This window comes from Agrobacterium sp. ST15.16.024 (assembly GCF_027956545.1).
GTDB lineage: Bacteria > Pseudomonadota > Alphaproteobacteria > Rhizobiales > Rhizobiaceae > Agrobacterium > Agrobacterium cucumeris.
The window spans coordinates 121,023-143,574 of record NZ_JAQKGO010000011.1 but is presented as its reverse complement, the minus strand read 5'-3'; the positions used below and the strand labels follow the sequence as shown (position 1 = coordinate 143,574).

Annotated in this window: 19 protein-coding genes; 12 read left to right on the top strand and 7 right to left on the bottom strand. The window is 58.0% G+C overall.

Annotated elements, in window-relative coordinates:
- Nucleotides 1–1,259: 1,259 nt before the first annotated feature.
- The 6 genes from PL640_RS23120 to PL640_RS23095 all read right to left on the bottom strand — a co-directional run bounded on the left by PL640_RS23120 (nt 1,260) and on the right by PL640_RS23095 (nt 6,792).
- On the bottom strand, nt 1,260–2,504 hold the full coding sequence (locus tag PL640_RS23120) for a CapA family protein (protein WP_271363686.1): 1,245 nt from the start codon (nt 2,502–2,504) through the stop codon (nt 1,260–1,262).
- A 68-nt stretch (nt 2,505–2,572) separates the two neighbouring features.
- Nucleotides 2,573–3,418: a transporter substrate-binding domain-containing protein gene (locus PL640_RS23115; RefSeq protein ID WP_405049202.1), complete on the bottom strand. Its 846-nt coding sequence runs from the start codon at nt 3,416–3,418 to the stop codon at nt 2,573–2,575.
- Between the two features lie 2 nt (nt 3,419–3,420).
- Nucleotides 3,421–4,587, bottom strand: coding sequence for an alanine racemase (locus tag PL640_RS23110; RefSeq protein WP_271363685.1), 1,167 nt, complete (start codon nt 4,585–4,587; stop codon nt 3,421–3,423).
- Complete coding sequence (locus PL640_RS23105; RefSeq protein WP_271363684.1) at nt 4,577–5,308, bottom strand: ABC transporter permease; 732 nt, start codon at nt 5,306–5,308, stop codon at nt 4,577–4,579. Before PL640_RS23105 ends, PL640_RS23110 begins: the two co-directional genes overlap by 11 nt.
- Before the next feature lie 12 nt (nt 5,309–5,320).
- A complete protein-coding gene (locus PL640_RS23100) occupies nt 5,321–5,980 on the bottom strand; it encodes an ABC transporter permease (RefSeq protein ID WP_271363683.1) in 660 nt (219 codons plus the stop codon).
- An 11-nt stretch (nt 5,981–5,991) separates the two neighbouring features.
- Nucleotides 5,992–6,792, bottom strand: coding sequence for an ATP-binding cassette domain-containing protein (locus tag PL640_RS23095; protein WP_271363697.1), 801 nt, complete (start codon nt 6,790–6,792; stop codon nt 5,992–5,994).
- Between the two features lie 332 nt (nt 6,793–7,124).
- On the opposite strand from PL640_RS23095, the gene PL640_RS23090 reads away from it, so the two are divergent.
- The 9 genes from PL640_RS23090 (at nt 7,125) to PL640_RS23050 (ending at nt 18,735) form a co-directional block, all read left to right on the top strand.
- Nucleotides 7,125–8,057, top strand: a complete 933-nt coding sequence (locus PL640_RS23090; protein ID WP_271363682.1) for a LysR family transcriptional regulator — start codon at nt 7,125–7,127, stop codon at nt 8,055–8,057.
- Nucleotides 8,058–8,580: 523 nt separating this feature from the next.
- A complete protein-coding gene (locus PL640_RS23085; protein WP_271363680.1) occupies nt 8,581–8,778 on the top strand; it encodes a hypothetical protein in 198 nt (65 codons plus the stop codon).
- Between the two features lie 209 nt (nt 8,779–8,987).
- Complete coding sequence (locus PL640_RS23080; RefSeq protein ID WP_271363679.1) at nt 8,988–10,913, top strand: methyl-accepting chemotaxis protein; 1,926 nt, start codon at nt 8,988–8,990, stop codon at nt 10,911–10,913.
- Between the two features lie 633 nt (nt 10,914–11,546).
- Nucleotides 11,547–12,563, top strand: a complete 1,017-nt coding sequence (locus PL640_RS23075) for a LacI family DNA-binding transcriptional regulator (protein ID WP_271363696.1) — start codon at nt 11,547–11,549, stop codon at nt 12,561–12,563.
- A gap of 53 nt (nt 12,564–12,616) precedes the next feature.
- Nucleotides 12,617–13,852, top strand: a complete 1,236-nt coding sequence (locus PL640_RS23070; RefSeq protein ID WP_271363678.1) for an ABC transporter substrate-binding protein — start codon at nt 12,617–12,619, stop codon at nt 13,850–13,852.
- A 63-nt stretch (nt 13,853–13,915) separates the two neighbouring features.
- Nucleotides 13,916–14,830, top strand: a complete 915-nt coding sequence (locus tag PL640_RS23065) for a carbohydrate ABC transporter permease (protein ID WP_405048922.1) — start codon at nt 13,916–13,918, stop codon at nt 14,828–14,830.
- Nucleotides 14,827–15,705, top strand: a complete 879-nt coding sequence (locus PL640_RS23060) for a carbohydrate ABC transporter permease (protein WP_271363676.1) — start codon at nt 14,827–14,829, stop codon at nt 15,703–15,705. The genes PL640_RS23065 and PL640_RS23060 overlap by 4 nt, the downstream gene beginning before the upstream one ends.
- A gap of 14 nt (nt 15,706–15,719) precedes the next feature.
- Nucleotides 15,720–17,642, top strand: coding sequence for a glycoside hydrolase family 127 protein (locus tag PL640_RS23055; protein WP_271363675.1), 1,923 nt, complete (start codon nt 15,720–15,722; stop codon nt 17,640–17,642).
- Nucleotides 17,643–17,652: 10 nt separating this feature from the next.
- A complete protein-coding gene (locus PL640_RS23050) occupies nt 17,653–18,735 on the top strand; it encodes an ABC transporter ATP-binding protein (protein ID WP_405049203.1) in 1,083 nt (360 codons plus the stop codon).
- A gap of 539 nt (nt 18,736–19,274) precedes the next feature.
- Here the strand turns inward: PL640_RS23050 and PL640_RS23045 are convergent.
- Nucleotides 19,275–19,538, bottom strand: coding sequence for an ArsR/SmtB family transcription factor (locus tag PL640_RS23045; RefSeq protein WP_271363674.1), 264 nt, complete (start codon nt 19,536–19,538; stop codon nt 19,275–19,277).
- Nucleotides 19,539–20,020: 482 nt separating this feature from the next.
- Here PL640_RS23045 and PL640_RS23040 point away from each other — a divergent pair, with 482 nt between their 5' ends.
- Genes PL640_RS23040 through PL640_RS23030 form a run of 3 tightly spaced genes read left to right on the top strand, consistent with a single transcriptional unit; the run spans nt 20,021 to nt 22,546 of the window.
- On the top strand, nt 20,021–20,788 hold the full coding sequence (locus PL640_RS23040) for an aspartate/glutamate racemase family protein (RefSeq protein ID WP_271363673.1): 768 nt from the start codon (nt 20,021–20,023) through the stop codon (nt 20,786–20,788).
- A gap of 16 nt (nt 20,789–20,804) precedes the next feature.
- The gene (locus tag PL640_RS23035; protein WP_271363672.1) at nt 20,805–21,743 is read left to right on the top strand and encodes an ABC transporter permease; all 939 of its coding nucleotides are present in this window, start codon (nt 20,805–20,807) and stop codon (nt 21,741–21,743) included.
- Complete coding sequence (locus PL640_RS23030; RefSeq protein ID WP_271363671.1) at nt 21,743–22,546, top strand: ABC transporter permease; 804 nt, start codon at nt 21,743–21,745, stop codon at nt 22,544–22,546. Before PL640_RS23035 ends, PL640_RS23030 begins: the two co-directional genes overlap by 1 nt.
- The last annotated feature ends 6 nt before the right edge of the window (nt 22,547–22,552 follow it).

Sequence of the window (22,552 nt, the reverse complement as noted above, 5' to 3'; positions counted from 1 at the left end):
TGCAACCCCGGCCAGCGCCGGGCAGGCCAAGCGCTGATCGCTTACAGGGGGGTGAATATTGGACGCCGATAAGGGGTCAACATTCCGAGCCGATTGACAGCAACCCCTGTGCTTGAGCAACTCGCATTGACCGTATTGTTCGAAAGAGATGCCGGAGCGACGGAGAGGCGCAGAACACTGCGTGCTCGTTGCGATAGGCTCGCCGCGTTGCTTTCGGAAGCGCTTTCTGATTGGAAGGTGACCATACCTGATGGCGGACTATCTCTATGGGTCGAACTTCCATGGCCGGGCGCAACCGCCATCACGGCGACTTCCCATAGCATGGGCCTTAGACTAGGGGCAGGTCCCCGTTTCGGATTAGACGGAGCTTTCGAACGATTCCTACGACTTCCTTTCACCCTTTCAGAGACTGAAATTAGCGTCGCTGTCGATCGGCTGGCTCGCGCTGACGCTCACTTGCGCCGCCGTTCCGGGAACAGCTTCAGCAGCCCTCTCTGGGACGTGGACTCGATGCGTCTCATTTGATCAATGGCGAACCACGCGATATACAATCACCACGATTACCTCAAGTGCTACAAGATGTTATGCGCTCCCATCGCCAGCGCCTATTTTGCGATCCTCGACTGCAAGCCATTTCAGTCAGTCCCGCTGGGTAGAAATGTCATTTTCCAGTTGACGGCGAGACTTTATACTAACAAATTCAATATGTTACTGCTGCACTTGATTTGAGATCTGGTAGTTGATCTGAGATTCGTACACGGCCTTTGGCACTTAACTTGAGACCGGTGGGTGTCAACATCCACTGTGCTCTCGGAAATCGACTATCCGTTGAAGATTAACCCAAGTACAGGCAGTATGTAGATTTCATAACATTTTCAGAGACATCTTTGATTTCGCTCGCGATGTCCAACGTCCTTGCATCTGCGGTTAAGTTGAGATCCTCGGCCGCCGAATCTCAAATTGACTGCAAACCAAAACAGAGACGGCCGCATTCTCACGGTTAAGTTCCAAACGGCAAAAATATCTACCGGACGAATTCGGTCAGCGTATTTTCAAGATAACTATGCTGCATCAAATTTCCTCGGTCGTGATGTTGTGCCAAGTGCGCAGCCGGCCTAGCTCTTGACAGGATTCGAATGCATGACCTGGTAAATGTGCCAGACTGCAATCTTTAGCCTGTATTTTTTGCCGCAATGGTAACCGAATGCGAGGCCTGGAATTTGCATCCAGTACTGGGCCTGTGCAACGGCCTCGGCACATCAACCAGCCCCTGCAATGCAAATCGCGCCACCGTTGCCTTCAATAGAGATAAGTGTGCCGTAAGATTCCGACCTTGCTGCCAGGTCTTGCAGCATCTGCGTTGCCAGCGCTGGCGGAGCGGGAACCGGTATGATCCTCTCGTGATAATTGCGCTTATCAAAACGATCGCCTCCGATGACCACAGGGAGCAGGCCTATTGACTGGAGACGACCCTCGCCGTCGAAGTGGCAGGTTGCAACAACGCTTTTCCAGACTTCCGGATCGCTCCAGACCACTTCGCCTTCTTCCAAATGAAAAAGGAAGTTGCCAAGCCCGAAAAAAATCGGCGCGTCGCGATAGATTTCGATCGGCTGGAGGACCGGGGCGCCGTGGCTGACGAACGCACCAGCACCAGCATCGATACAGGCTTGAGCTAGGGCCCTAACCCAACCAGGAACATCGCGCCAACTCGGCTCCCAGTGGTGGTGATGAAGATAGGCAATGACGAATGCTCCCTCGGCGGCGGCCTGGCGGATCGTCGCAAGATGAACGTGTCGGCTGTTCTCATCCACTAGTATCTGCCGTCGATTTCTCTCGGCACGACGAAAAACCGTACCGTAGAAATCCATGTCCTCGGCAGCGTCGGGAAAGCGAGGATCATCCGGCTGGGCATAGTTTGCCCGTTCCATAGGACTGCTCTGAAAGGTCTGCTGGACAGCGGACAGCGCCGCAAAGGTCGTGTCATCGACCTCGAAGCGCCGCGAGACGTCGAGATGGTTCACGCCCGGCCTGGCAGGTCGCCTCGCTGTCGCGTCGGCGGCATACATGTTCGAGGGCCCCGGTCCGGCATCCATGGCGACAAGCGCTACCCGCTGGTCGCCGAACATCCTGGTTCCGGCCCGACGCGCATGGGCAGCGTCGACACCTATGCCGGCGTGCAGAAAGCCTCGGGCAGCCACTTCCTCCAACGTCGACAACACGCCAGGTGGCCCCAGATCGAAGGCGTGATTGTTGGACAGCGCCAGCGCGTCGAATCCGACATCTTTCAGCGTGTCCAGAACGACCGGGTCGGAACAGCCAAAATAGAAGCCCTTCATGGGCCACCCGCCATGCCGGCCGAGGATCGTGGTCTCCAGATTGGTAAAGGCGATATCGGCCTGGCGGATCACCTTTTTGATCTCGTCGAAGCCGCTGTCGACGACCTCTCTGACATCGTGATGAATGAGGGATTGGCCCGTCAGGACGAGCGTGAACGGTGAGGACATGATGGCAAACCTAAACAGTGGAAGGAAACAGGCGGGCGGCGGGGCCGACTGGAATTATCGGGAGAGGGTCACTTGGCAAGCTGCGGCGCGATATCCATGCGGAACCACTTCGTGGCGATCCGGCTGATTGTGCCATCCTTGATGCTGGCTTCCAGCGCCGTATCGAAAGCGGCGATGAGATCGGTATCGTCCTTGCGCAGCCCGATTCCCACACCGGGGCCCCAAGTACCACCGGAGAGCTGCGGGCCTAAGAAGCCCACATCCTTTCCATCCGGCGTCTCGATAAAGTCCCGCCAGACGAAATAGTCTCCCAGTCCACCATCGACGCGCTGGGCGACGAGGTCGAGCTTGAGATTTTCCTGGCTGTCATAGCTGCGCACTTCGGCTATATCCCCGAACAGCTCCTTCATCACAGCCTCGGAATTGGACGACCGAAGAACGCCGAGCGTCTTGCCGGTCAGGCTTTCCCGCAGTTTGGCGACGGCCTTTTTCTTGGCGTCATCCATGTCGGTCAGGTTGAGCTTTGCCGTGACGTCGCCGTGCTCAAGCCCCAGGTTGCGGCGCATGACGATCTGGTTCGGCCCGACGGCGTAGGGCTTGGAGAATGCGATCGATTTCTTGCGTTTTTCGGTGATCGACATGCCGGCCATGATCGCATCATATTTCTTCACCAGCAGGCCGGGGATGATGCCGTCCCAGTCCTGCGCCACAAAGGTGCATTCGATCTTCATACGCGTGCAAAGTTCCTTGCCCACGTCGATATCGAAGCCGACGAGCGCACCGGTTTCGTCGATATAATCCCAGGGTGGCGATGCGCCTTCCGACGCAATGGTGATCGCCGTGCGCTGCCCGGCCTGGGCCAAGCCCGTACCGAGGAGGAGCGCGGCCAGCATGATGCTCAGATGTTTTCTCATGTTCATTCCCCTTTTTCTTGGTTGAGACGCGAAGGATGAGCGGCGTAGCGCCGCGCAAGATTTTCCCGGAGGCCGCAACTGACGCCTACCTCGTCGGTGTTCCAGGCCGCCGCGATCTCAGACAGCGTGATCCGGGATGTGCCCGAATGGCCGAACAGGATGGCTTCGTCTCCCAATTTGATGTGGGGGACATCGGTGACATCGATGCGAAGATGTTCGAGATGGGCAGGAGGCACGATCGGCACACGCCGCCCGCCGACGATCGCCACTGATCCGGGCGCGAGCCGGCGCGGCACCCCATGCCCCCAGCCGATTCCAAGGACCGCGAGCCGCATCGAGGGTTGATAGCCTGGCAGACGTGGAGCAGGCCCCAGGCTGTCGTCGCACTGTTTGAGCGCAATGATCCGCGTCTTGATCGCCGACAGGGCCGGGCGCGTGACCAGATCACGCGCGCCGGGTTGCGGGCGCGTCACGCCGAACAGGAGGGCGCCGGGATCGACGGCATCGAAATCAAATTCGGGATGCCTCATCATGGTGTCGCTGCTGGACACCATGACGGTCGCCGGCAGACGCTCGCCTGCCTTCAGCCGTTCGAGGATCGGGGTGAGACGCGCCACCTGTTCGGCCGCAGACGAGCCGGCCTCGCCGAATTCGCTGAGATGCGCATAGACCCCGTCCAAGGTGATGAGGGGTTCCGCCGCGCAGAGATCCAGCAGGCGCTCGAGACCGGAAGGCGCGACGCCGGCGCGCCAGAAGCCGAGATCCACCTTGACGAAAACCCTGAGCCGCACACGGGTCAAAACCCAGCGCCGCAAGTCTTCCTCGCCGGAAATCGTGATGGTCAGGTCGAGATCGCGCACCAGATCGACCGCCTCGGGGCCAATACCGGCATACATCAGGATCTGCGCCGCCGGCACCGCCTTGCGAACCGAAAGGGCGTCGCGAATGGACACCACGCCAAAGGCGTCGACACCCTCGGCGGCGAGGGTCGCGGCCACCTGGCCTGCGCCGCAGCCATAGGCATCCTGCTTGAGGCAAGGCAGGATCCTGGTCGTCGGACCGACGACGGTCCTGATGGCGCGGTAATTGGACGAGACGGCGGACAAGTCGATCTCGCACCAGGCAGTCTCGCCGGCAAGAATGCCATCCTGACGGAGACTAATGTTCATAGCGCACCTGGTTGATAACTGTGCGGCCGGCACGGGTGTTCGTCCGCGGCGTACCCGTCAATCGAATCTCCAGCGCTCGCAAGAGACGTGTGAAGATGATGGTGAGGCTGAGATAAAGAAGGCCAGCGGCGATGAAGATCTCGTAGGGAGCAAAAGTCTCCGCAACCAGCTTCCGTGACAACCCTGTCACCTCAAGCAGCGTGACGGTGCTGGCCAGCGAGCTTGCCTTCAGCATCCCGATCACTTCATTTGCGTAGGAGGGTAAGACACTTCTGAAGGCGATGGGGAAGACGATCCGGCGCCTGATCTGCATCGGGGTCATGCCGACGGTCTCGGCCGCCTCCACCATGCCCGGCGACACCGCCTGAATGCCGCCGCGGAAGATTTCCGTCGTGTAAGCGGCGCCGTTAAGCGAGAAGGCGAGCAGGCAGCACCAGAAAGGTTCGCGCAGAACCACCCAGGCGAAGCTCGTGCGGATGAACTCGATCTGGCCAAGGCCGTAATAGATGATGAAGAGCTGGACCAGCAGCGGCGTGCCACGGAAGACGTAGGTGTAGACGAGAACCGGAACCGAGAACGTTTTGCTTGGGGATGCGCGCATGAAGGCGAGCGGAACAGAAAGAGCCGTACCTGCAGCCAGAGAGGCGAATGTCAGCAGCAGAGTCAGCGGAATACCCTCGGCGAGCGCGATCGTACTGTCGAAGAGGAGTGTGATATCCATGACGTCTGCTCCTTAGCGGCCGGGCACGGCAAACCGCCGTTCGAGAAAGTTGAAGGCGACCAGTGCGATGCTGGTAAGTGCGAGATAGAGAGCGGCGGCGGCGAGATAGAATGACAGCGGCGCCCGCATCGAACCCGCCCCGATCGAGGCGACCCGCATGATGTCGGTCAGCCCGACGATCGAGATCAGCGACGTCTCTTTGATCAGCGAAATCCACTGATTGGCCAGTGCAGGCAGAGCGATGCGCATCATCTGCGGCAGGATGACCCGCATCCAGGTCTGCCACGGATGCATGCCCAGCGACCGGGCGGCCTCGACCTGTCCTTCCGGAATGCTGAGAACCGCTCCGCGAAAGATCTCGGCCATATAGGCGCCGGAAACGATGGTAAGTGCGACCACCCCCGCCAGGAAGGCGTTCACCTCCACATACCGGCCGAAGAGAGCGCTGATGGCGATGGTTCCGCCAAAGAAAATCAGCAGAATGACCAGCAGTTCCGGCACACCGCGGACGATCGTCGTATAGCAACCGACGGCAGCGCTCAGCGGTTTGAGCGGCGACAAGCGCCCCGCTGCAGCGGCCAGTCCGAGCGCCGTGCCGAGCACGCCGCTGACCATCGCCAGCAGTACGGTCGTCTTCAGCCCGTCAATGAACTGGATTGCAAAACCATCCATGGGTGAACCTTCTATCGATGAGAGGCGAGGAAGCCGCGGAGACGATCGGATACGGGCGACAGGAAGAATTGCGGTGGCGGCGCTTCTTCTTCGATCAGACCCAGATGCATGAAGGCCACCCGCGTCGACACTTCCCGCGCGAAGGCAAGTTCATGGGTCACGATGACCATCGTTCGCCCCTCGCCCGCCAAAGCCTCGATAACGCGGAGCACCTCGCCGACGAGTTCAGGGTCCAGTGCGGAGGTCGGCTCGTCGAACAGCAGCGCCAGAGGCTCCATGGCCAGTGCGCGTGCGATCGCCACACGCTGCTGCTGGCCGCCCGAGAGATGCCGAGGATAGGCATCGGCTTTCTCGGATAGCCCGACCTTGGCGAGGTAGTGACGCCCCAGATCCGCTGCTGCGCCGCGCCGCATTCCCTTCACGTGCACAGGCCCTTCCGTGACGTTCTCGAGCGCGGTCTTGTGCGGCCAGAGATTGAAGCTCTGAAACACCATGCCCATCGAAGCGCGGATGCGGCGAACCTGCCGTTGGTCGACGATCGAGGCAGATGCGCCCTGCCAGGCCGCGGGCCGGATGGCCAGCCTCTCGCCGTGGACCCAGATATCGCCGCGATCAGGGATGGTCAGCAGGTTGAGACACCGCAGAAGCGTGCTCTTGCCCGACCCGCTACTGCCGAGGATCGAAAGAACTTCGCCGGGCCGGACATCCAGGCTCACCCCTCGAAGGACATCGGTGTGGCCGAGACGTTTTTCTATGCGGTCGGCGCGAATGCCGAGCGTTGGCGCAGATTCAAGACGGAGCACACCGGACATCAGGGTTCCCGCCTCCCTTGCGATGCACGCCGAATGGCGGGTCCCAAAATAGCTAGACACGACAAAGCTCTCGTTGCGCGCATTGTGCGGCACCATCCTCTTGCTTCTTCAGTTTTTGAGTGATCGGAGCGGTTTCCGCCCTCCGCGCCGAATGCCCTCGGCGGCGTCTGGATACGAGAGTTGCTCCAAAATGCGGCAGGCGTCAATTTATAAGCAATATTATTTTGTGATAAGCTACGCTAATACTGTGGTGGCCGTACTTCGCCAACTCTGAAGCATGGTATAAGCTCTGCTTTACGCATCATTGGATTTGTACGTTCCGGAGCTCCGCTATGGTCGAAATCGCAGGCACCGGCATTACGCTTCGGCATCTTCAAATCCTGCGCGAAGTCATCAGGGCGAGGTCGGAACGTGCGGCAGCGGCGTTGCTCGGCATCACACAATCCGCCATCAGCCAGCAGCTCAAACAACTCGAGGCGCTGCTTGCCGTACAATTGTTCGTACGCGACAAGGGTCGGCTTATCCCGACTGCACACGCGACTGCGCTCTTTCGCGACACGGACGCAACATTTGCCCAGATGGACAGGATCGCCAAGACGGTGACCTCGATAAAGGGTATCGACAGCGACACGATCAGCATCGCCGCACCCTATGTGTTCTCAATGAAATTGATTCCGGAGGTCATACGCGCGCTACGCTCGCGTCAGCCGGTCCGCGGAATTCAGCTCAAGTCAGGCAGCTATCACGAGATCGCCGCGCATGTGCTCGAAGGGCGGGCGGACATCGGGCTCGCCCGCCTGCCGCTAGACGAGAAGGTCTTCGACTGGCGCCCTGTGGCGACAGCGACGAATGTCTACGTCTTCTATCCCGGCCACCGGTTCTCCGGGAAGGACATAATTCGGCCAGAGGATCTAATCGGCGAACCGCTGGCGGATGTCGAGCCACAGATGCATTCACACCAGATGAACGAAAATGCGCTGCGCTACATGGGCGAGGAGCCGCATCTGGCAATTCAGGTCGATATAATCGGCCAGGAGGTGAACTACGTCGCCGCGGGCCTCGGCATCACGAGCAGCAATACCTTTGTTGCGCGTCAGTATGCAGGCTTCTCCGTCGAGTTTCGTCCATTTGAGCCCAGCGCGCTCTATCACTACGTCGTGTTCTGGCAAAAAGGCCGGCGCCTCGGGCCGGTGCTGCAAGAGGCGATCAATGCCATCGTTGAATGCGCTACGGTCGCCGAGACCGAGGAGCCGACAGTAGAATAGAACGACGAGCTCATGAACGGAATCGAACACGTGATTAAAAAATTTCTGAAAGACTCATCACATTGATTATTCGTGATGATTTTTAATTGCGGATGCAGGTAGCAAAGTCCTCACGCAACATCGTCTCACGCCGCCACTATTGATCGCCGCCATGGCGGTCGGTTTTCTACTACTGGCATTCACAGAGCTTGACGGCAAACTATAATGCTCCTCTGGAACTGCCAGCAGATATTACAACTGTAGTCACACGTGCAAGGTTTTCATCCTTCGATGCGCCTGAAAGCGTCCAGGAAGCATCACTAAGAATTCCGAGAAATACGATCGGCGTAATCGTCTACTACCACCGTTCACTATATCTTTTTACCGAGGTGAGATGTGACTCGTCTTGGTATTTCCTCTCGCCCCGATCAGATAAAAAAAGAGCACAAGCGCCAATGTAAGATAAAATTTACCTTAAATTTTACTCATCTGAACCTTTTTCCAGTCAGCCCGTTTAGCTGCGGACGCATTAGGGGACGAAACGATGCTGTGGAATCTGGAAAAACTTGAGAACGAACGCGCTGACCTTATCGAAGTGATCACAGGCCTCACTCATTTGGAGCGTCTGCAGCACATCGACCGCAATACCCTTTCGATGGAGATTGCCGCTCATATGTCAAGGCTAAGTGACCTGGACGCTGAGATACAGAGATACGCTCTGCTCATGCCACAGACCGATTGATATCCACATTCATCTGTTTCCAGAGTGTTCCTTGAACAGAAAATACGCCTTTGTCGTATCCCGCGGAATCAACATCTGATCTCGGACTTTTCCTAATCTTTCTCGCCACATGATGGGGCGACCATTCCCTCAGAGCGCTGATGAAGAGCTCGGGTCCTCTGGACACCGCGCCAGCGTAACGAAGGATTACATCACAACTGCGAGGCTGCATGTCATTCCTAAAAAACGCAAGAATCAGCACCAAAATCCTATCGCTGATCGTTCCGATCTCGCTCATTGGTCTGGCCGGTGTCAGTATAGTCTCCGTTAACTATAAATCAGCCGATACCGCCTATTCTGACTTCATCGCAAAAAACGGGGTTGGCTCAACGGAGCTTTTCCGTGCCAACACGTCTCTGGTCGCAATCGGATATGACACAACCCTCGGTCTCATGCTTGCAGAGCAATCCGTAAATGCCGATGAGGTGAAGGCCACCTATCGCTACGATGTAAAAAATACGATCGAGCGACTACAATCGGCGCAGCAGCTCATTCCAAAAATCGCACCTCGACTTGAACCTTTGATAGATCGGGCGCGGAATATCGCCGCAACTACCGATAAGGTATGGCAGGCGTCAGAGGTCGGGGATTTCCAGACAGGGCGTCGTGTTCTGGTCGAAGTCGGCTCCGAGATCGAGCAGTGGCGAAAGGAAATCCGGGCGCTGAGCGAAAGCAATATGAGCGAGGTACTGGCCGGCTCCGACTTGCTGACCGACCAGACGAATACGACCATCACCAACGCGTTGATGGCGCTCGTCGCGCTCTTTATCGCAGGCATAGTCGCATCGCTTTTCATTGCATCACGCGGTATCACAGGACCGATCGAAACATTGCGCCTTCGTATGACGCGGCTCGCAGACGGCGAAACCGAGCAAGAGATCGGCGGACTTGGCCGAAAAGACGAGGTCGGTCAGATGGCAGGCGCCGTTGCGATTTTCCGCGACAACGCATTGGAACGGCTTAGGCTTGAACAGGAAGCCGCAGCAAACCGCAGTCTTAACGAAACCGAGAGACTGGAGCGTGAGGCGCAAAAGGCAAAAGATGCCGCTGACACGCAGTTTGCCGTTGATCAACTGGCGGGCGCTTTGTTGCATCTGTCTGAGGGTAATGTCGCATACCGCATCGACACCCCGTTTGTGGCTCATCTCGATAGTGTGCGCGACAACTTCAACGCATCGGCCGAAAAACTGGAAAGCACCCTTTCCCGCTTGGCGCAAAATGCCCGGGGCATCGATGCTGGCGCCAATGAAATCCGCTCTGCAGCGGATGATCTGGCGAGGAGAACGGAGCAACAGGCCGCATCTGTGGAGGAAACGGCAGCTGCACTTGAAGAGATCACCACCACAGTCAAGGATTCCACTCGTCGTGCCCAGGAGGCAGGTCTGCTCGTATCAAAGGCACGCTCCGGCGCGGAAAAATCCGGCAATGTTGTACGCGAGGCCGTTCTCGCCATGGGACAAATCGAAAAGTCATCAGGTGAAATCAGCAGCATCATCAGTGTAATCGACGAAATCGCATTCCAGACAAACCTGCTCGCTCTAAACGCCGGTGTCGAAGCTGCGCGCGCAGGCGATGCAGGCAAGGGATTTGCGGTGGTTGCGCAGGAAGTACGAGAACTTGCCCAGCGATCGGCCAGTGCTGCCAAAGACATAAAAGCACTTATCACCGCATCCAACGAGCAGGTCCGTTCGGGCGTCGGTCTCGTCAGTGAAACGGGACAGGCCCTCGAGATGATTATTGCCGAGGTCCAGGAGATCAACAGGCACGTACTTGCAATCGTAGAATCAGCGCAGGAACAGTCAACAGGTCTGCAACAGATCAACACCGCCGTGAACCAGATGGATCAGGACACGCAGAAAAATGCGGCCATGGTCGAGCAATCGACCGCTGCGAGCCACAATCTGGCCAAGGAAGCGTCATCGCTCAACCAGTTGTTGACGCAATTTAAGACAAGCGAGAAAAGTAATATCAAGACCGCAAATGAACGCGAAATAGCTGGCGTGTCTCCTGCTCGCGCTCTTAGCCTAAGACTTGCCAACGTTTTTTCCGGCAACACGGCTTTGGCCGAGTCCCGAGATAATTGGAGAGAGTTCTGAAATATAACGCGATGACAACGGGAGCAGTACTGCTCCCGTTTATGGTCGAAACGGAATCAGGGGCCTGGTGATCATTGCTCATTCATCGCGCGCCGATTTGAGCTGGCCATGCACGCTAAGGGTTCGTCTTTGCATACTGTAGCGAGAGTAATTACGAGGATACTAACCGTACCGTGGTGAGGTCTGTGAACCGCTAGGGCTTCCGCGGACCAAGAAACTCCCATGTCACAATCGTGAAGGCCTGCCAGATTAAGCAGATAAGCCATTCCCCCGTGTAGCAGGCGGGATCACGAGACCACAACGCTCTGTATTTTTCGACCCACATTGAGTGCTTTTTCGTTGTTATGAATTTCGCCCCGTGTGTGCCGGAAAAAGCCGGCCTGTGTCCGGGGCGGCAAGTGCTTGAGCGACTTTTGTCAATCGTGACGGACTTGTTGTATCGCAGCGGCCCTGCCCCACCTCGCACCCACAGCTGCCTCTGTGCTAATTCATACAGCAGGACTGAATAAGGTGCCCGCATTGCCATATCAAAAGGCTTCGTCACGCCACGAATAATTATGAGAAAAGGTTTTCTCTTATTGACAATCGCGCTGCGCAAAGGTTTTCTCATGCATATTACTGCAGGAGGTTACTCTGACCAGTCACCGCAACAAGGCCGGACGTATTACAATCCACGACGTCGCACGAGAGGCGGGTGTCAGTGTTTCCACCGTTTCCAAGGCGCTGAACGAAAACGGTCGGATGGCGGCGGAAACCCGTGCTAGGATAAAACGGGTGGCAGAGGGCATCGGCTTCAGACCCAACGCGCTTGCGCGGGGTTTGCTCTCCAACCGCTCCTTCACGATCGGCCTTCTGACGAATGATACCTATGGCCGCTTCACCTTGCCGGTCATGGCGGGTGTTTCCGAGGCGCTGGTGGACAAAGGCGTTTCGGTTTTCCTGTGCGCCATCGAGGATGATCCGGCGCTCGGCAAAATCCATGTCGATGCGATGCTGGATAAACAGGTTGACGGCATTATCGCCACTGGCAAGCGCATCGACCGCGCACTGCCGGTTGATCTTTCAGGGCTTCCCGTACCGGTTGTCTATGCTTTCACCGAGGGCGCGCCAGATAGCGTCACCTTGACCTCCGACGATGCGCACGGCGCGGGGCTGGCAACCGACTGGTTGCTGAGGCTTGGTCGGCGGCGGCTGGTTCATATCACGGGACCGCAGGAATTCGCCTCGGTGCGTGAGCGTTCCCAGGCTTTCCGCACCCATGCTGGCGTCGACGCAGAAGTGCTTTGCGGTGTCTGGCAGGAGGCATGGGGTCACGAGGCCGTCGCACAATTGTGGCGGAGAGACGGTGCAAAACCGGACGGCATTTTTTGCGGCAACGACCAGATTGCGCGCGGTGTCATCGATGCGCTGCGTGAGCGGGGTTTGCGGGTGCCGGAAGATGTCTCGGTGATTGGTTTCGACAATTGGGAGATCATGGCGGATCAGGCGCGCCCACCGTTGACGTCTATCGACATGAATCTGAAGGAAATCGGCCGTGAGGCGGGACGCACCGTGCTGGCGCTGGCCGAGGGCAAAATCGTCGAGCCGGGCTTGCGCAGGCTGCCGTGCCGGCTTGCCATCCGACAGTCCTGTGGAGGCGGGGTGCCCTGAATTCAAGTGAGGAGGAGGGAGCGTCAAAGACGCCCCAAATGTGGAGGAACGTAATGCTCAAGAAACTCATGTCCGCAACGTGTCTGTTTTCACTCGCAATGCTGTCTACCGCTTCGGCGGCAAATATTTCCATGTGGGTGCGCTCGGGTATCGGCGATTCCTTCAAGGAAGTGGTCAAAGCCTATAATGCCAAGGGCGGCGATAAGGTCGAACTGACCGAGGTGCCCTTTGCGGAACTCGTGCAAAAATACGCGACAGCAATTGCCGGCGGTCAGGCGCCGGACGCGCTCTCTCTCGACCTGATCTATACGCCCGCCTTCGCCGCGGCCGACCAACTGGAGGACATGACGGACTGGGCGAAGTCGCTCCCCTATTTCAATTCGCTTGCGCCCGCTCATGTAAAGCTCGGCACATATGAAAACAGGATTTACGGCCTGCCGCTATCGGTAGAGACCTCGATCTTTGCCTGGAACAAGGGCCTCTACAAAAAAGCCGGTCTCGATCCGGAAAAAGCCCCTGCGACCTGGGAAGAGATCACCGCCAATGCGGAAAAAATCCGCGCGCTCGGCGGCGATACCTATGGCTTCTACTTCTCCGGCGGCGGCTGCGGCGGCTGCATGATCTTTACCTTCACGCCCCTCGTCTGGGGCGCAGGCGCCGATATCCTGTCGACGGACGGAAAGAAGGCGACGCTGGATACGCCGCAGATGCGAAAGGCAGTCGATATCTATCGAGACCTCGTGGCCAAGGACACGGTCCCGGCCGGCTCGGCCAGCGACAACGGCGTCAATTTCCTGTCGATCACCAATGGCAAAATAGGCCAGCAAAGCCTCGGTGCCTTCGCTATAGGCACGCTCGTCACGCAGCACCCGGATATCGATTTCGGCGTGACGCTGATCCCTGGCGTTGACGGCAACCCCTCATCGTTCGCCGGCGGCGACAATTTCGTCGTGACCAAAGGCACCGCGCGGCTCGAAAACGTGAAAGCCTTCCTGGACTATATTTATTCCGTCGAGGGCCAGAAGATCATGGCCAAGTTCGGCAGCCTGCCGACCCGGTCCGACATTGCCGACAAGGTTCTTGCAGGCCTCGATCCGCGTCTTAAAGTCGCCATGCAGGCCGTTTCGGTGGCCAAGACGCCTTATACGCTGCAATTCAACGACCTGATCAATTCGGCGAACGGTCCGTGGGCGACATTCATCAATGCCGCGATCTACGGCAACGACGTCAACAGCGCCTTTGCCGATGCGCAGTCAGAAATGCAGGCGATCATCGACGCAGCGCAATAAGCCAGAGAGGTGCCACAAGGCTCCTCCTCTGTTCAGCCATTCGAAAGCGAAGCTATCATGTCGATGCTCCCAGCTGCATCAAAGCTGCCGTGTGCGCGGCGCAGGAGAAAAAGATCGGGTCTTACCGGCCTTCTTTACATTGCGCCGGCCATGGCGCTGGTCACGGTGTTTTTTGTGCTTCCAGTGCTGTTCACTCTCTGGATGAGCTTTTATCGATGGCCGCTTCTTGGTGCGCCGCACTGGATCGGCCTTGGCAATTATACCCGCATGCTGACGGACGGGCGGTTCGTCACCGCCCTCGGCTTCACGGCGCATTACACCGTGGTGGTGACGATCGCCATTTTCGCCGTCGCCTTTCCGCTCGCCTTCTTCGTAGAAAAGCAGAGGCGTTTCGTCTCGGTCTATCGCACGATCATCTTCCTGCCGGTCGTTGTCGGCCTTGCATCCGCCTCGTTGTTGTGGGTCTGGCTCGCCAACGTAGATAGCGGACTGTTTGCGCGCTTGTTCCAGGCACTCGGCCTGACGACCGGTCGGGTAAACCTGCTGGCGACATTTGATACGGCCTTCCTGACAGTCATCGTCATGGTTGTGTGGAAGATCGCAGGTTTTACCATGATTATTCTGCTCACTGGCCTGCAGGCCATTCCTGCCGAACTGACAGAGGCAGCCCGCATCGACGGCGCACGCGGCTGGCAACGCTTCTGGCACCTGACGCTGCCCCTGATGCGCCGCACACTGGCGCTGGCGCTGATCCTGTCGATCACCGGCTCCATCCTCGCCTTCGACCAGTTCTACATCATGACCTCTGGCGGACCACAGAACAGGATGATCTCCGTGGTTTATTACATCTTCAACCAGTCCTTCGTGTCCTTCAATCTTGGCTATGGCGCAGCCCTGTCCATCGCCCTTCTCGCCATCCTCGTCGCCATCAGCATCATACAGCTCTGGCTGCTTAAAGTGGGAGATGAGCGCCCATGACCGCCCGCCCCCAGAAGACCCTTAAGCAGATCCGCGCCCGCAGGGCGTGGTGGAACCGTATCGCTTATCACGGCGTCGGCATCGGAACGGCGTTTTTCTTCATTGCGCCGTTTCTCGTCAGCTTTCTCGCCTCTTTTCGGTCGAACAGCGAAAGCGGCCAGCCGCCCCTGCCGCCGTGGCCAACCTCCGGCATCAGCATTGACGCCTATCGCGCCCTGGATGGCTTCGGTTCCGGTGTCTGGCAGCACACCGTCAACTCGTTCGTCGTATCTCTTGGTACAGTCATACTGACAGTCGCTGTCAGCCTGCTCGCCGGTTACGGCTTCTCACGTTATCGGTTTCCGCTGAAGAATACGCTTTTCGTCCTGATCATCGCCACGCTGATGATCCCGTTCCAGTCGATCCTGACGCCACTTTTCATCATCCTGGCGAAGCTTGGCCTAAACAACTCGCTGTTCGGCCTGACGTTGATCTATGTCACGTTGCAACTGCCGTTCTCGGTCTTCATGATGCGCAACGCCTTCGACGCTGTGCCCAGAGAGATCGAGGAGGCCGCCCGGATCGACGGCGCGCGTGACCTGAAGTTACTTTTCCGCGTCCTGATGCCGCTCGTCATGCCCGGCATCGCAACCGTTTCCATCTTCGCATTCCTCAATGCCTGGAACGAATTTCTGGCCGCTCTCGTGCTCCTGTCCAGCAATGAGAATTACACGCTCCCAGTCCTGATGACGGCGGTGCGCGCCGGAAGGCTTGGCGCCATTAACTGGGGCGCCGTGCAGGCCGGTGTCACCGTCATGGTCGTGCCCTGTCTTTTCGTCTTCCTTCTTCTGCAACGCTATTACATGCGCGGCCTGATGGCCGGCGCCGTGAAATGAGAGAAAGAGAACCCATGAGCAAGATCCGCGAAAAACGCCAGTTCCGTCCCGTCGCCGTTCCCGATGTTCACGTCGGGGGGTTTTGGGGCGCCTGGCAGGATGCCGTCTGCGATTCAACTGCTGAAGCACTGCTCGATCGCTGCGTCGACGCCGGCATGTTGAAAGCCATCGATGTCGACCAGCCCAGCCCCGGAATCGTCATTCCGATCCTCGACTGGGGCGGTACGACCCAAATGTTCTGGGATTCCGATCTTGGCAAGTCGATCGAGACCATCGCCTATTCTCTTTATCGCAAACCGAACGCCAGGCTAGAGGCACGGGCCGACGCGATCATCGACCTTTACGAAAAATTGCAGGACAAGGACGGCTACCTGAACGCCTGGTTCCAGCGCGTGCAGCCCGATCGTCGCTGGACGAATTTGCGTGACCACCACGAGCTTTATTGCGCCGGCCATCTGATCGAGGGCGCTGTCGCCTATTATCAGGCAACGGGCAAGCGCAAGCTGCTGGACATCATGTGCCGCTATGCGGACTATATGATCGAAATCTTCGGTCACGGCCCGCAACAGATCCCCGGCTATGACGGCCATGAAGAAATCGAACTCGCCCTCGTCAGGCTTGCACGCGTCACTGGTGAGAAGAAGTATCTCGACCTCTCGAAATTCTTCGTCGACGAACGGGGAGCGGAGCCGCATTTTTTCACCGACGAGGCAAAGCGCGATGGACGCGATCCCAGGGACTATATCCAGAAGACCTATGAATATGGGCAGGCGCATCTGCCTGTTCGCGAGCAGAAGAAGGTCGTCGGTCACGCCGTGCGGGCCATGTATCTTTATTCGGGCGTGGCAGATATCGCCACCGAATATAACGACGACAGCCTGACCGATGCGCTGGAAATACTCTGGGATGACGTCGTCACCAAGCAGATGTACATTACCGGCGGCATCGGCCCAGCCGCCTCCAACGAAGGCTTCACCGACTATTTCGACCTGCCTAACGACACGGCCTACGCCGAGACCTGTGCTTCCGTCGGTCTGGTTTTCTGGGCAAACCGGATGCTGGGCCGTGGGCCGGATCGGCGCTATGCCGATATTATGGAACAGGCGCTCTATAATGGTGCCCTGCCCGGTCTGTCGATCGACGGAAAGACCTTCTTCTATGACAATCCGCTCGAATCGACGGGTAAACACCACAGGTGGAAATGGCATCATTGCCCTTGTTGCCCGCCGAACATCGCGCGGCTCGTAACTTCCGTCGGCTCGTACATGTATGCGTTGGCCGAGGGCGAAATCGCCGTGCACCTCTATGGCGAAAGCACGCTGCGCTGCACGCTTGCGGGTGGTGCCGATGTCTTGCTGAAGCAGACCACCCGTTACCCCTGGGAAGGGAGCATCACATTTGAAACCGAGCTTTCGATGCCGGCAAGTTTTGCGCTTTCACTACGTATTCCAGAATGGGCCACAGGCGCGACGCTCAGCGTCAACGGGAAGATGCAGGACCTCTCTGCAATAACGTTTGACGGCTATGCCCGCCTTGAGCGCGAATGGGCAGATGGCGACAGGGTGGCCCTGTTTTTGCCGCTGTCGTTGCGGCCGCAATTTGCCAATCCCAGGGTGCGGCAGGATGTCGGCCGCGTGGCAATCATGCGCGGTCCTTTGGTGTATTGCGCGGAAGAAGTGGACAATCGCAGCGATTTGAACTCCTTCGTCATTCCCGCCACGCTGCCGCAGTCAAATACCGAAGTGCTGACAGATCTCAACGGTGCAATAGCCGTCGATCTCACTGTGGAGCAGGAAGATGTTTCCCAATGGGGGGACGCGCTCTACCGCATGACACCGGCCAGCCGCAATCCGGCCTCGCTACGCCTCGTTCCCTATCACCTCTGGGATAACCGCGCGCCCGGCAGCATGCTTGTCTGGCTGCAGGCAGAAAAGTAAGGCAGGTCCCATGATGAACGACATACGGGCAACTAGCCTCGCCTTGAGGGATGTACGCAAGAGCTACGGCAGTCTTGCGGTCATTCATGGGGTCGACTTAACGATCGGCGAAGGGGAATTCGTCGTGTTCGTGGGTCCTTCGGGTTGCGGAAAATCCACCCTGCTGCGCATGATTGCGGGGTTGGAGGAGGTAACCGATGGCGAAATCGCCATCAGGGGACGTGATGTCACTGATCTCGATCCTTCAGATCGCGGCATTGCCATGGTGTTCCAATCCTATGCGCTTTATCCGCACATGACGGTGCGCGACAATCTGGCTTTCGGCCTGAAGATGTCTAACACCACCGCGGTGGAAATTGATCGCCGTGTGGGGCAGGCCGCCGCGATCCTCAAAATAGAGCATCTTCTCAGCCGGAGACCGGGTCAGCTTTCCGGTGGTCAGCGACAGCGTGTCGCGATCGGGCGCGCCATTGTGCGCGAGCCGGATGTTTTCCTGTTCGACGAACCATTGTCCAATCTCGATGCCGAATTGCGTGTTTCCATGCGTATCGAGATAGCCCGGCTCCACCGGGACCTCGGCAATACCATGATCTATGTGACGCACGATCAGACGGAGGCCATGACACTTGCCACCCGCATCGTCATCCTGCGCGACGGCCGTATCGAACAGGTCGGCACGCCCCGACAGGTCTATGAAGACCCCGTCAACACCTTTGTTGCGGGCTTCATAGGTTCCCCGCGCATGAACCTTCTTGAAGCGGTCTGGTCGAACGGAGCGGTCCATCTCGGCCAGACGCGCCTTTCTGCGCCATCGCTTACCGCTCTACCACGCGATGACACGGCGCTGATGCTCGGCATCAGGCCCGAGCACATCCAGATCGCTGCAAGCGGTGAGGAAGGACCTGTCGCCACGGTCGAGTTTACCGAATACCTTGGCGGCACCTGCTATGTGTATTGCCGGCTGCAGGAAGGGCAGGCCGTAACGCTCGAAAACCGCAGCGATCCGCAGCCCGCCAATGGAGAACAGATAAGGCTTATTTTTCCGGCCGAACACAACTTCTTGTTCGACAATAAAGGGTCTCGGTTACGATAGCGCATTGTCGAAAAACTCTTAAGTTGGTGGCTGTTCTGCCGGACGATCACTATTGATAAGCTTCAAGCCCGTGAGCGCACATCTCGCTATGGTAAGTCCCTGCTCTGGCGACTTCGAAAAGGTCGTCGTTCCGAAGCCTGCGCCACGCGTCGAGGAAGACGGTCCTCGGACCTAGCGGGTCCGACCCCTGTCAGCACGCCACCGGCAGAAGAATGGCTTTCGCAAACGCGGAAAACGGCGGCGTGGGCCTTGCTGTCATTCTTGCCGATTTAAGGAGTTCGCTTATGCAGTCTCCGCCATTGGGTTGGCGCGTAGCTGCCTTTCGAATGCGGCAACCACCACTGGAACCTCAGATTGGCGTAAACCGAACGCGACTTTCCATGAAAGCAGGAGTTGATGTTGCGGCAGCCATTGAACGTAGGCCTTGTCGACGAGCTTTTGTGCGGTTGTGTTCAGTCACACCGATTGCGACGCATATGTGGTTAGCATTGAGCGGTATGTAGTCGCCCAGAAGCTGCAAGCCATGGGATCGCATCTAGTTACGCTTTTTTGGAATTTGCTTCAAGGTATAGGACTACTTCCCTCAATAGCCCGATGAACTCTGGCATCACCAATCGATAATATACAATAAGTCCTTGGCGTCGCGTGCGCACAACGCCCGCATCGCGCATTTTGGCGAGATGCTGAGAAAGCGCCGATTGTGATATATTAATTTCTTGAGCCAAATGTGTAACGCTTTGCTCACCGTTGGCCAGCGTTAGCACCACCTGCAGCCGTTTTGCGTTCGACAGGATGTTGAGCAACTGACCACATCTCTGGAAATATACCGCGTTCTCAGCCGCGCTCCGCATATTCCTTTGCCCTCCACATTTCTATGGGTTGGTCGAGGGCATAACGACGCTCTGCCAACGCGACAATGTCTCGACCGTAAAGAACCATCGCCACGTTCTCGTGCGCTGTCAAATAACGCAAAACACTGAAAACTGATGTATTTCGCGACTTTCGTGCTCAATATTTAATCAAAAAAGGAAAATGCAGCCGTTCCATGCATCAATACCTATCCAAAAGGATAGGAACTATGCGGCAGACGCGCCTATGCTACCCATCCAAAAGAGCGCAAGCCCTATTCGCTAAAGCCCTTCCGTACGATGGCAAGCGGATGCACCGTAAAACAGCAGATTAGGCAGTACAGCGCCCGGCTTTTCAGTGGCCGGTTACGCAACTTTCAAGGTTTGCGTTTGCTCCGAGTGTGCAAGTCGTTGCGGAGCTGAAGGAGAGATCGAGAATGCGTGACGTCCATGTTCGTGTCGTATCCCCCATCGTAACGCGCGGCTTTCGCAAGCTGGCGGATCTCAAGGCGCTGGAATATCCCGGCATCAGCCTTTCGCACGCCGAAATAGCCACCGGGCCGGGCTCGATTGAAAGCGAGTTCGAGGCGGCAATGTCCGTTCCCGGCACCCTGCTTGAAATAGCACGCGCCGAACGGGAAGGCGTCGATGCCGTCATCATCGATTGCATGGGCGATCCCGGCCTGCGCCCGGCCCGGGAGATTTCCGGCATGGTCGTTCTCGGACCATGCCAAACCGGCATGCATGTTGCTTCCATGCTGGGACACAAATTCTCCGTCATTACCGTCATGCGCCGCCTGATCCCGTCTTTTGAAAACACCGCCGCCCTTAGTGGCCTTTCCAGCAAGCTGGCCTCAGTGCGCAGTGTCGATATTCCCGTGCTGGATCTCGAGGCGGACCTTGCCGCCACCGCCCGCCGCCTGGTCGAGGAAGGCAGGAAAGCGGTGGAGGAAGATGGCGCTGAAGCCCTGATCTTCGGCTGCACCGGCCTGATGGGATGCGCCGCCGGCCTGCGTGAAGGGCTGCTTGCCGAGGGCATCGACGTTCCCGTCGTCGATCCCATCCCGACAGCTGTTTCCATTGCCGCCGGCCTCGTCCGCGCCGGCCTTTCCCAGAGCAAGACGACCTATCCGGCACCCCCGGAAAAGGAACTGATCGGCTACGACGCACTGCACATGGCCATGTTGCCGCAAGCGGCCGAATGACGGGAGATCACGCAACATGGCGGTATCCGCAATGACGACAACGGAAAAGCAGATGGACGGCCTGCCCCTCGCTCAGGTTTCGCCGGCGCGAAAACGCTCCAGCGACGGTTTCGGCTTCTGGCTGCTCCTGCTGCCCGCGCTGATTTTTTTCATCGCCTTTTTCGTCGTGCCCACCGCCTCGCTTTTCGCCCTCGCCTTCAACAAATCGGTGGCCGGCGTCATCACATTGTCGAGCGCGATCACCTTCGACAATTTCGTGCGCATCTTCACCCGCGCCATCTATTACGAGGCCATCTTGCGTTCCGTCGGCATTGCCGCCGTGGTGGCGCTCGTCTGCCTGGTGCTCGGATATCCTCTTGCCTATGTCATCGCCAAAACGGTCAATCCCGGCCGTAACACCCTGCTGATGATCCTCGTATTATCGTCCATGCAGCTCGACATGGTCATCCGGCTCTATGGGCTGATGGTTCTTCTGGGCGATAACGGTCTCATCAACGGCGCGCTCATCCGCATGGGTATCGTTTCGCAGCCGCTGCCGCTGATGTACAATATTTTCGGCGTCGTGGTCGGGCTGGTGCAGATCACGCTGCCTTTCATGATCCTCTCCCTGATTGGCATCATCAAATCCATCCATCCGGCGCTGGAAGAGGCAGCCAGATCGCTCGGTGCCTCCCGCACGAGAGCCTTCTTCTCCATCGTGCTGCCGCTTTCCATGCCGGGAATTCTGGCGGGCACGCTGCTGGTCTTCGCACTCGCCATTTCATCCTATGTCGTGCCGGCGCTGATGGGCGGCTGGAAGGTCATGGTCATGCCGATCCACATCTACCAGCAGGTGGCGGAAACCGGGCGCTGGCAATTCGGCGCGGCAATCGCCGTGGTCCTCTTCGTCACCAGCCTGATGGCGATCGCCGTCTATCACCGCGCTGCCATGCGCACCACGGGAGGGCGCAGCTGATGCGTGAGGAATCATCCATTCCGCTTGTTTTCAGGCTTCTGTCGGTCCTGACACTGACCGTCCTGCTGGTGCCGGTCATCATCGTCATCCTGTCCGGGCTGAATGCCGGCGATTACCTGACCTTTCCGCCGCAGGGTTTTTCCCTGCGCTGGGTCTATGCCTTCCTGACCTCGCCGACCTTCCTCTCGGCCTATGGCGTTTCCTTCCTAGTCGCCGGCATCTCGACAGCGATTGCGACGGTGCTCGGCACCATGGCGGCCCTTTTCCTGACGCGCTCTTCCAGCCGGCTTGTCGCACCTTTGCGCGCCTTCTTCATGATGCCCATCGTCCTGCCGGGGGTGGTGCTGGGCCTTGCGCTCTATGTGTTTTACGTCACCACCGGCATCGGGCTCGCAAGGAGCATGACAGGGCTTATCATCGGCCACGTCATCGTCACCTGCCCCTTCGTCATCGCCACGGTCACCGCCGCCCTCGTCGGCTTCGACCGCAGCCTGGAAGAGGCGGCACGGTCGCTGGGTGCTTCTCCCTTCACCGCCTTTCGGCTCGTGACGCTGAAGATCATTTCACCGGCCATTTCGGCGGGCACCATCTTCGCCTTCATCATTTCCTTCGGCCAGTTCGAAGTGACGCTGTTTCTCTCGACGCCAAACCTGCAGACGCTGCCGATGACGATGTATGTCGCGCTGCGCTACGCCTTCGAACCCACCGCGGCTGCAGCAGGCATCTTCGCCATCCTTCTCGTCGTCGTCTCGATGGTGGCGACCTCCAGGCTCATCAATCTGAAGCGCATTTTCGGCGGCTAGGGCTCC

Coding starts and splice junctions, on each gene's coding strand:
- PL640_RS23120 (WP_271363686.1), bottom strand. CDS start 2,504: ATGTCCTCACCGTTCACGCTCGTCCTGACGGGCCAATCCCTCATTCAT.
- PL640_RS23115 (WP_405049202.1), bottom strand. CDS start 3,418: ATGAGAAAACATCTGAGCATCATGCTGGCCGCGCTCCTCCTCGGTACG.
- PL640_RS23110 (WP_271363685.1), bottom strand. CDS start 4,587: ATGAACATTAGTCTCCGTCAGGATGGCATTCTTGCCGGCGAGACTGCC.
- PL640_RS23105 (WP_271363684.1), bottom strand. CDS start 5,308: ATGGATATCACACTCCTCTTCGACAGTACGATCGCGCTCGCCGAGGGT.
- PL640_RS23100 (WP_271363683.1), bottom strand. CDS start 5,980: ATGGATGGTTTTGCAATCCAGTTCATTGACGGGCTGAAGACGACCGTA.
- PL640_RS23095 (WP_271363697.1), bottom strand. CDS start 6,792: ATGTCCGGTGTGCTCCGTCTTGAATCTGCGCCAACGCTCGGCATTCGC.
- PL640_RS23090 (WP_271363682.1), top strand. CDS start 7,125: ATGGTCGAAATCGCAGGCACCGGCATTACGCTTCGGCATCTTCAAATC.
- PL640_RS23085 (WP_271363680.1), top strand. CDS start 8,581: ATGCTGTGGAATCTGGAAAAACTTGAGAACGAACGCGCTGACCTTATC.
- PL640_RS23080 (WP_271363679.1), top strand. CDS start 8,988: ATGTCATTCCTAAAAAACGCAAGAATCAGCACCAAAATCCTATCGCTG.
- PL640_RS23070 (WP_271363678.1), top strand. CDS start 12,617: ATGCTCAAGAAACTCATGTCCGCAACGTGTCTGTTTTCACTCGCAATG.
- PL640_RS23065 (WP_405048922.1), top strand. CDS start 13,916: ATGCTCCCAGCTGCATCAAAGCTGCCGTGTGCGCGGCGCAGGAGAAAA.
- PL640_RS23060 (WP_271363676.1), top strand. CDS start 14,827: ATGACCGCCCGCCCCCAGAAGACCCTTAAGCAGATCCGCGCCCGCAGG.
- PL640_RS23055 (WP_271363675.1), top strand. CDS start 15,720: ATGAGCAAGATCCGCGAAAAACGCCAGTTCCGTCCCGTCGCCGTTCCC.
- PL640_RS23050 (WP_405049203.1), top strand. CDS start 17,653: ATGATGAACGACATACGGGCAACTAGCCTCGCCTTGAGGGATGTACGC.
- PL640_RS23040 (WP_271363673.1), top strand. CDS start 20,021: ATGCGTGACGTCCATGTTCGTGTCGTATCCCCCATCGTAACGCGCGGC.
- PL640_RS23035 (WP_271363672.1), top strand. CDS start 20,805: ATGGCGGTATCCGCAATGACGACAACGGAAAAGCAGATGGACGGCCTG.
- PL640_RS23030 (WP_271363671.1), top strand. CDS start 21,743: ATGCGTGAGGAATCATCCATTCCGCTTGTTTTCAGGCTTCTGTCGGTC.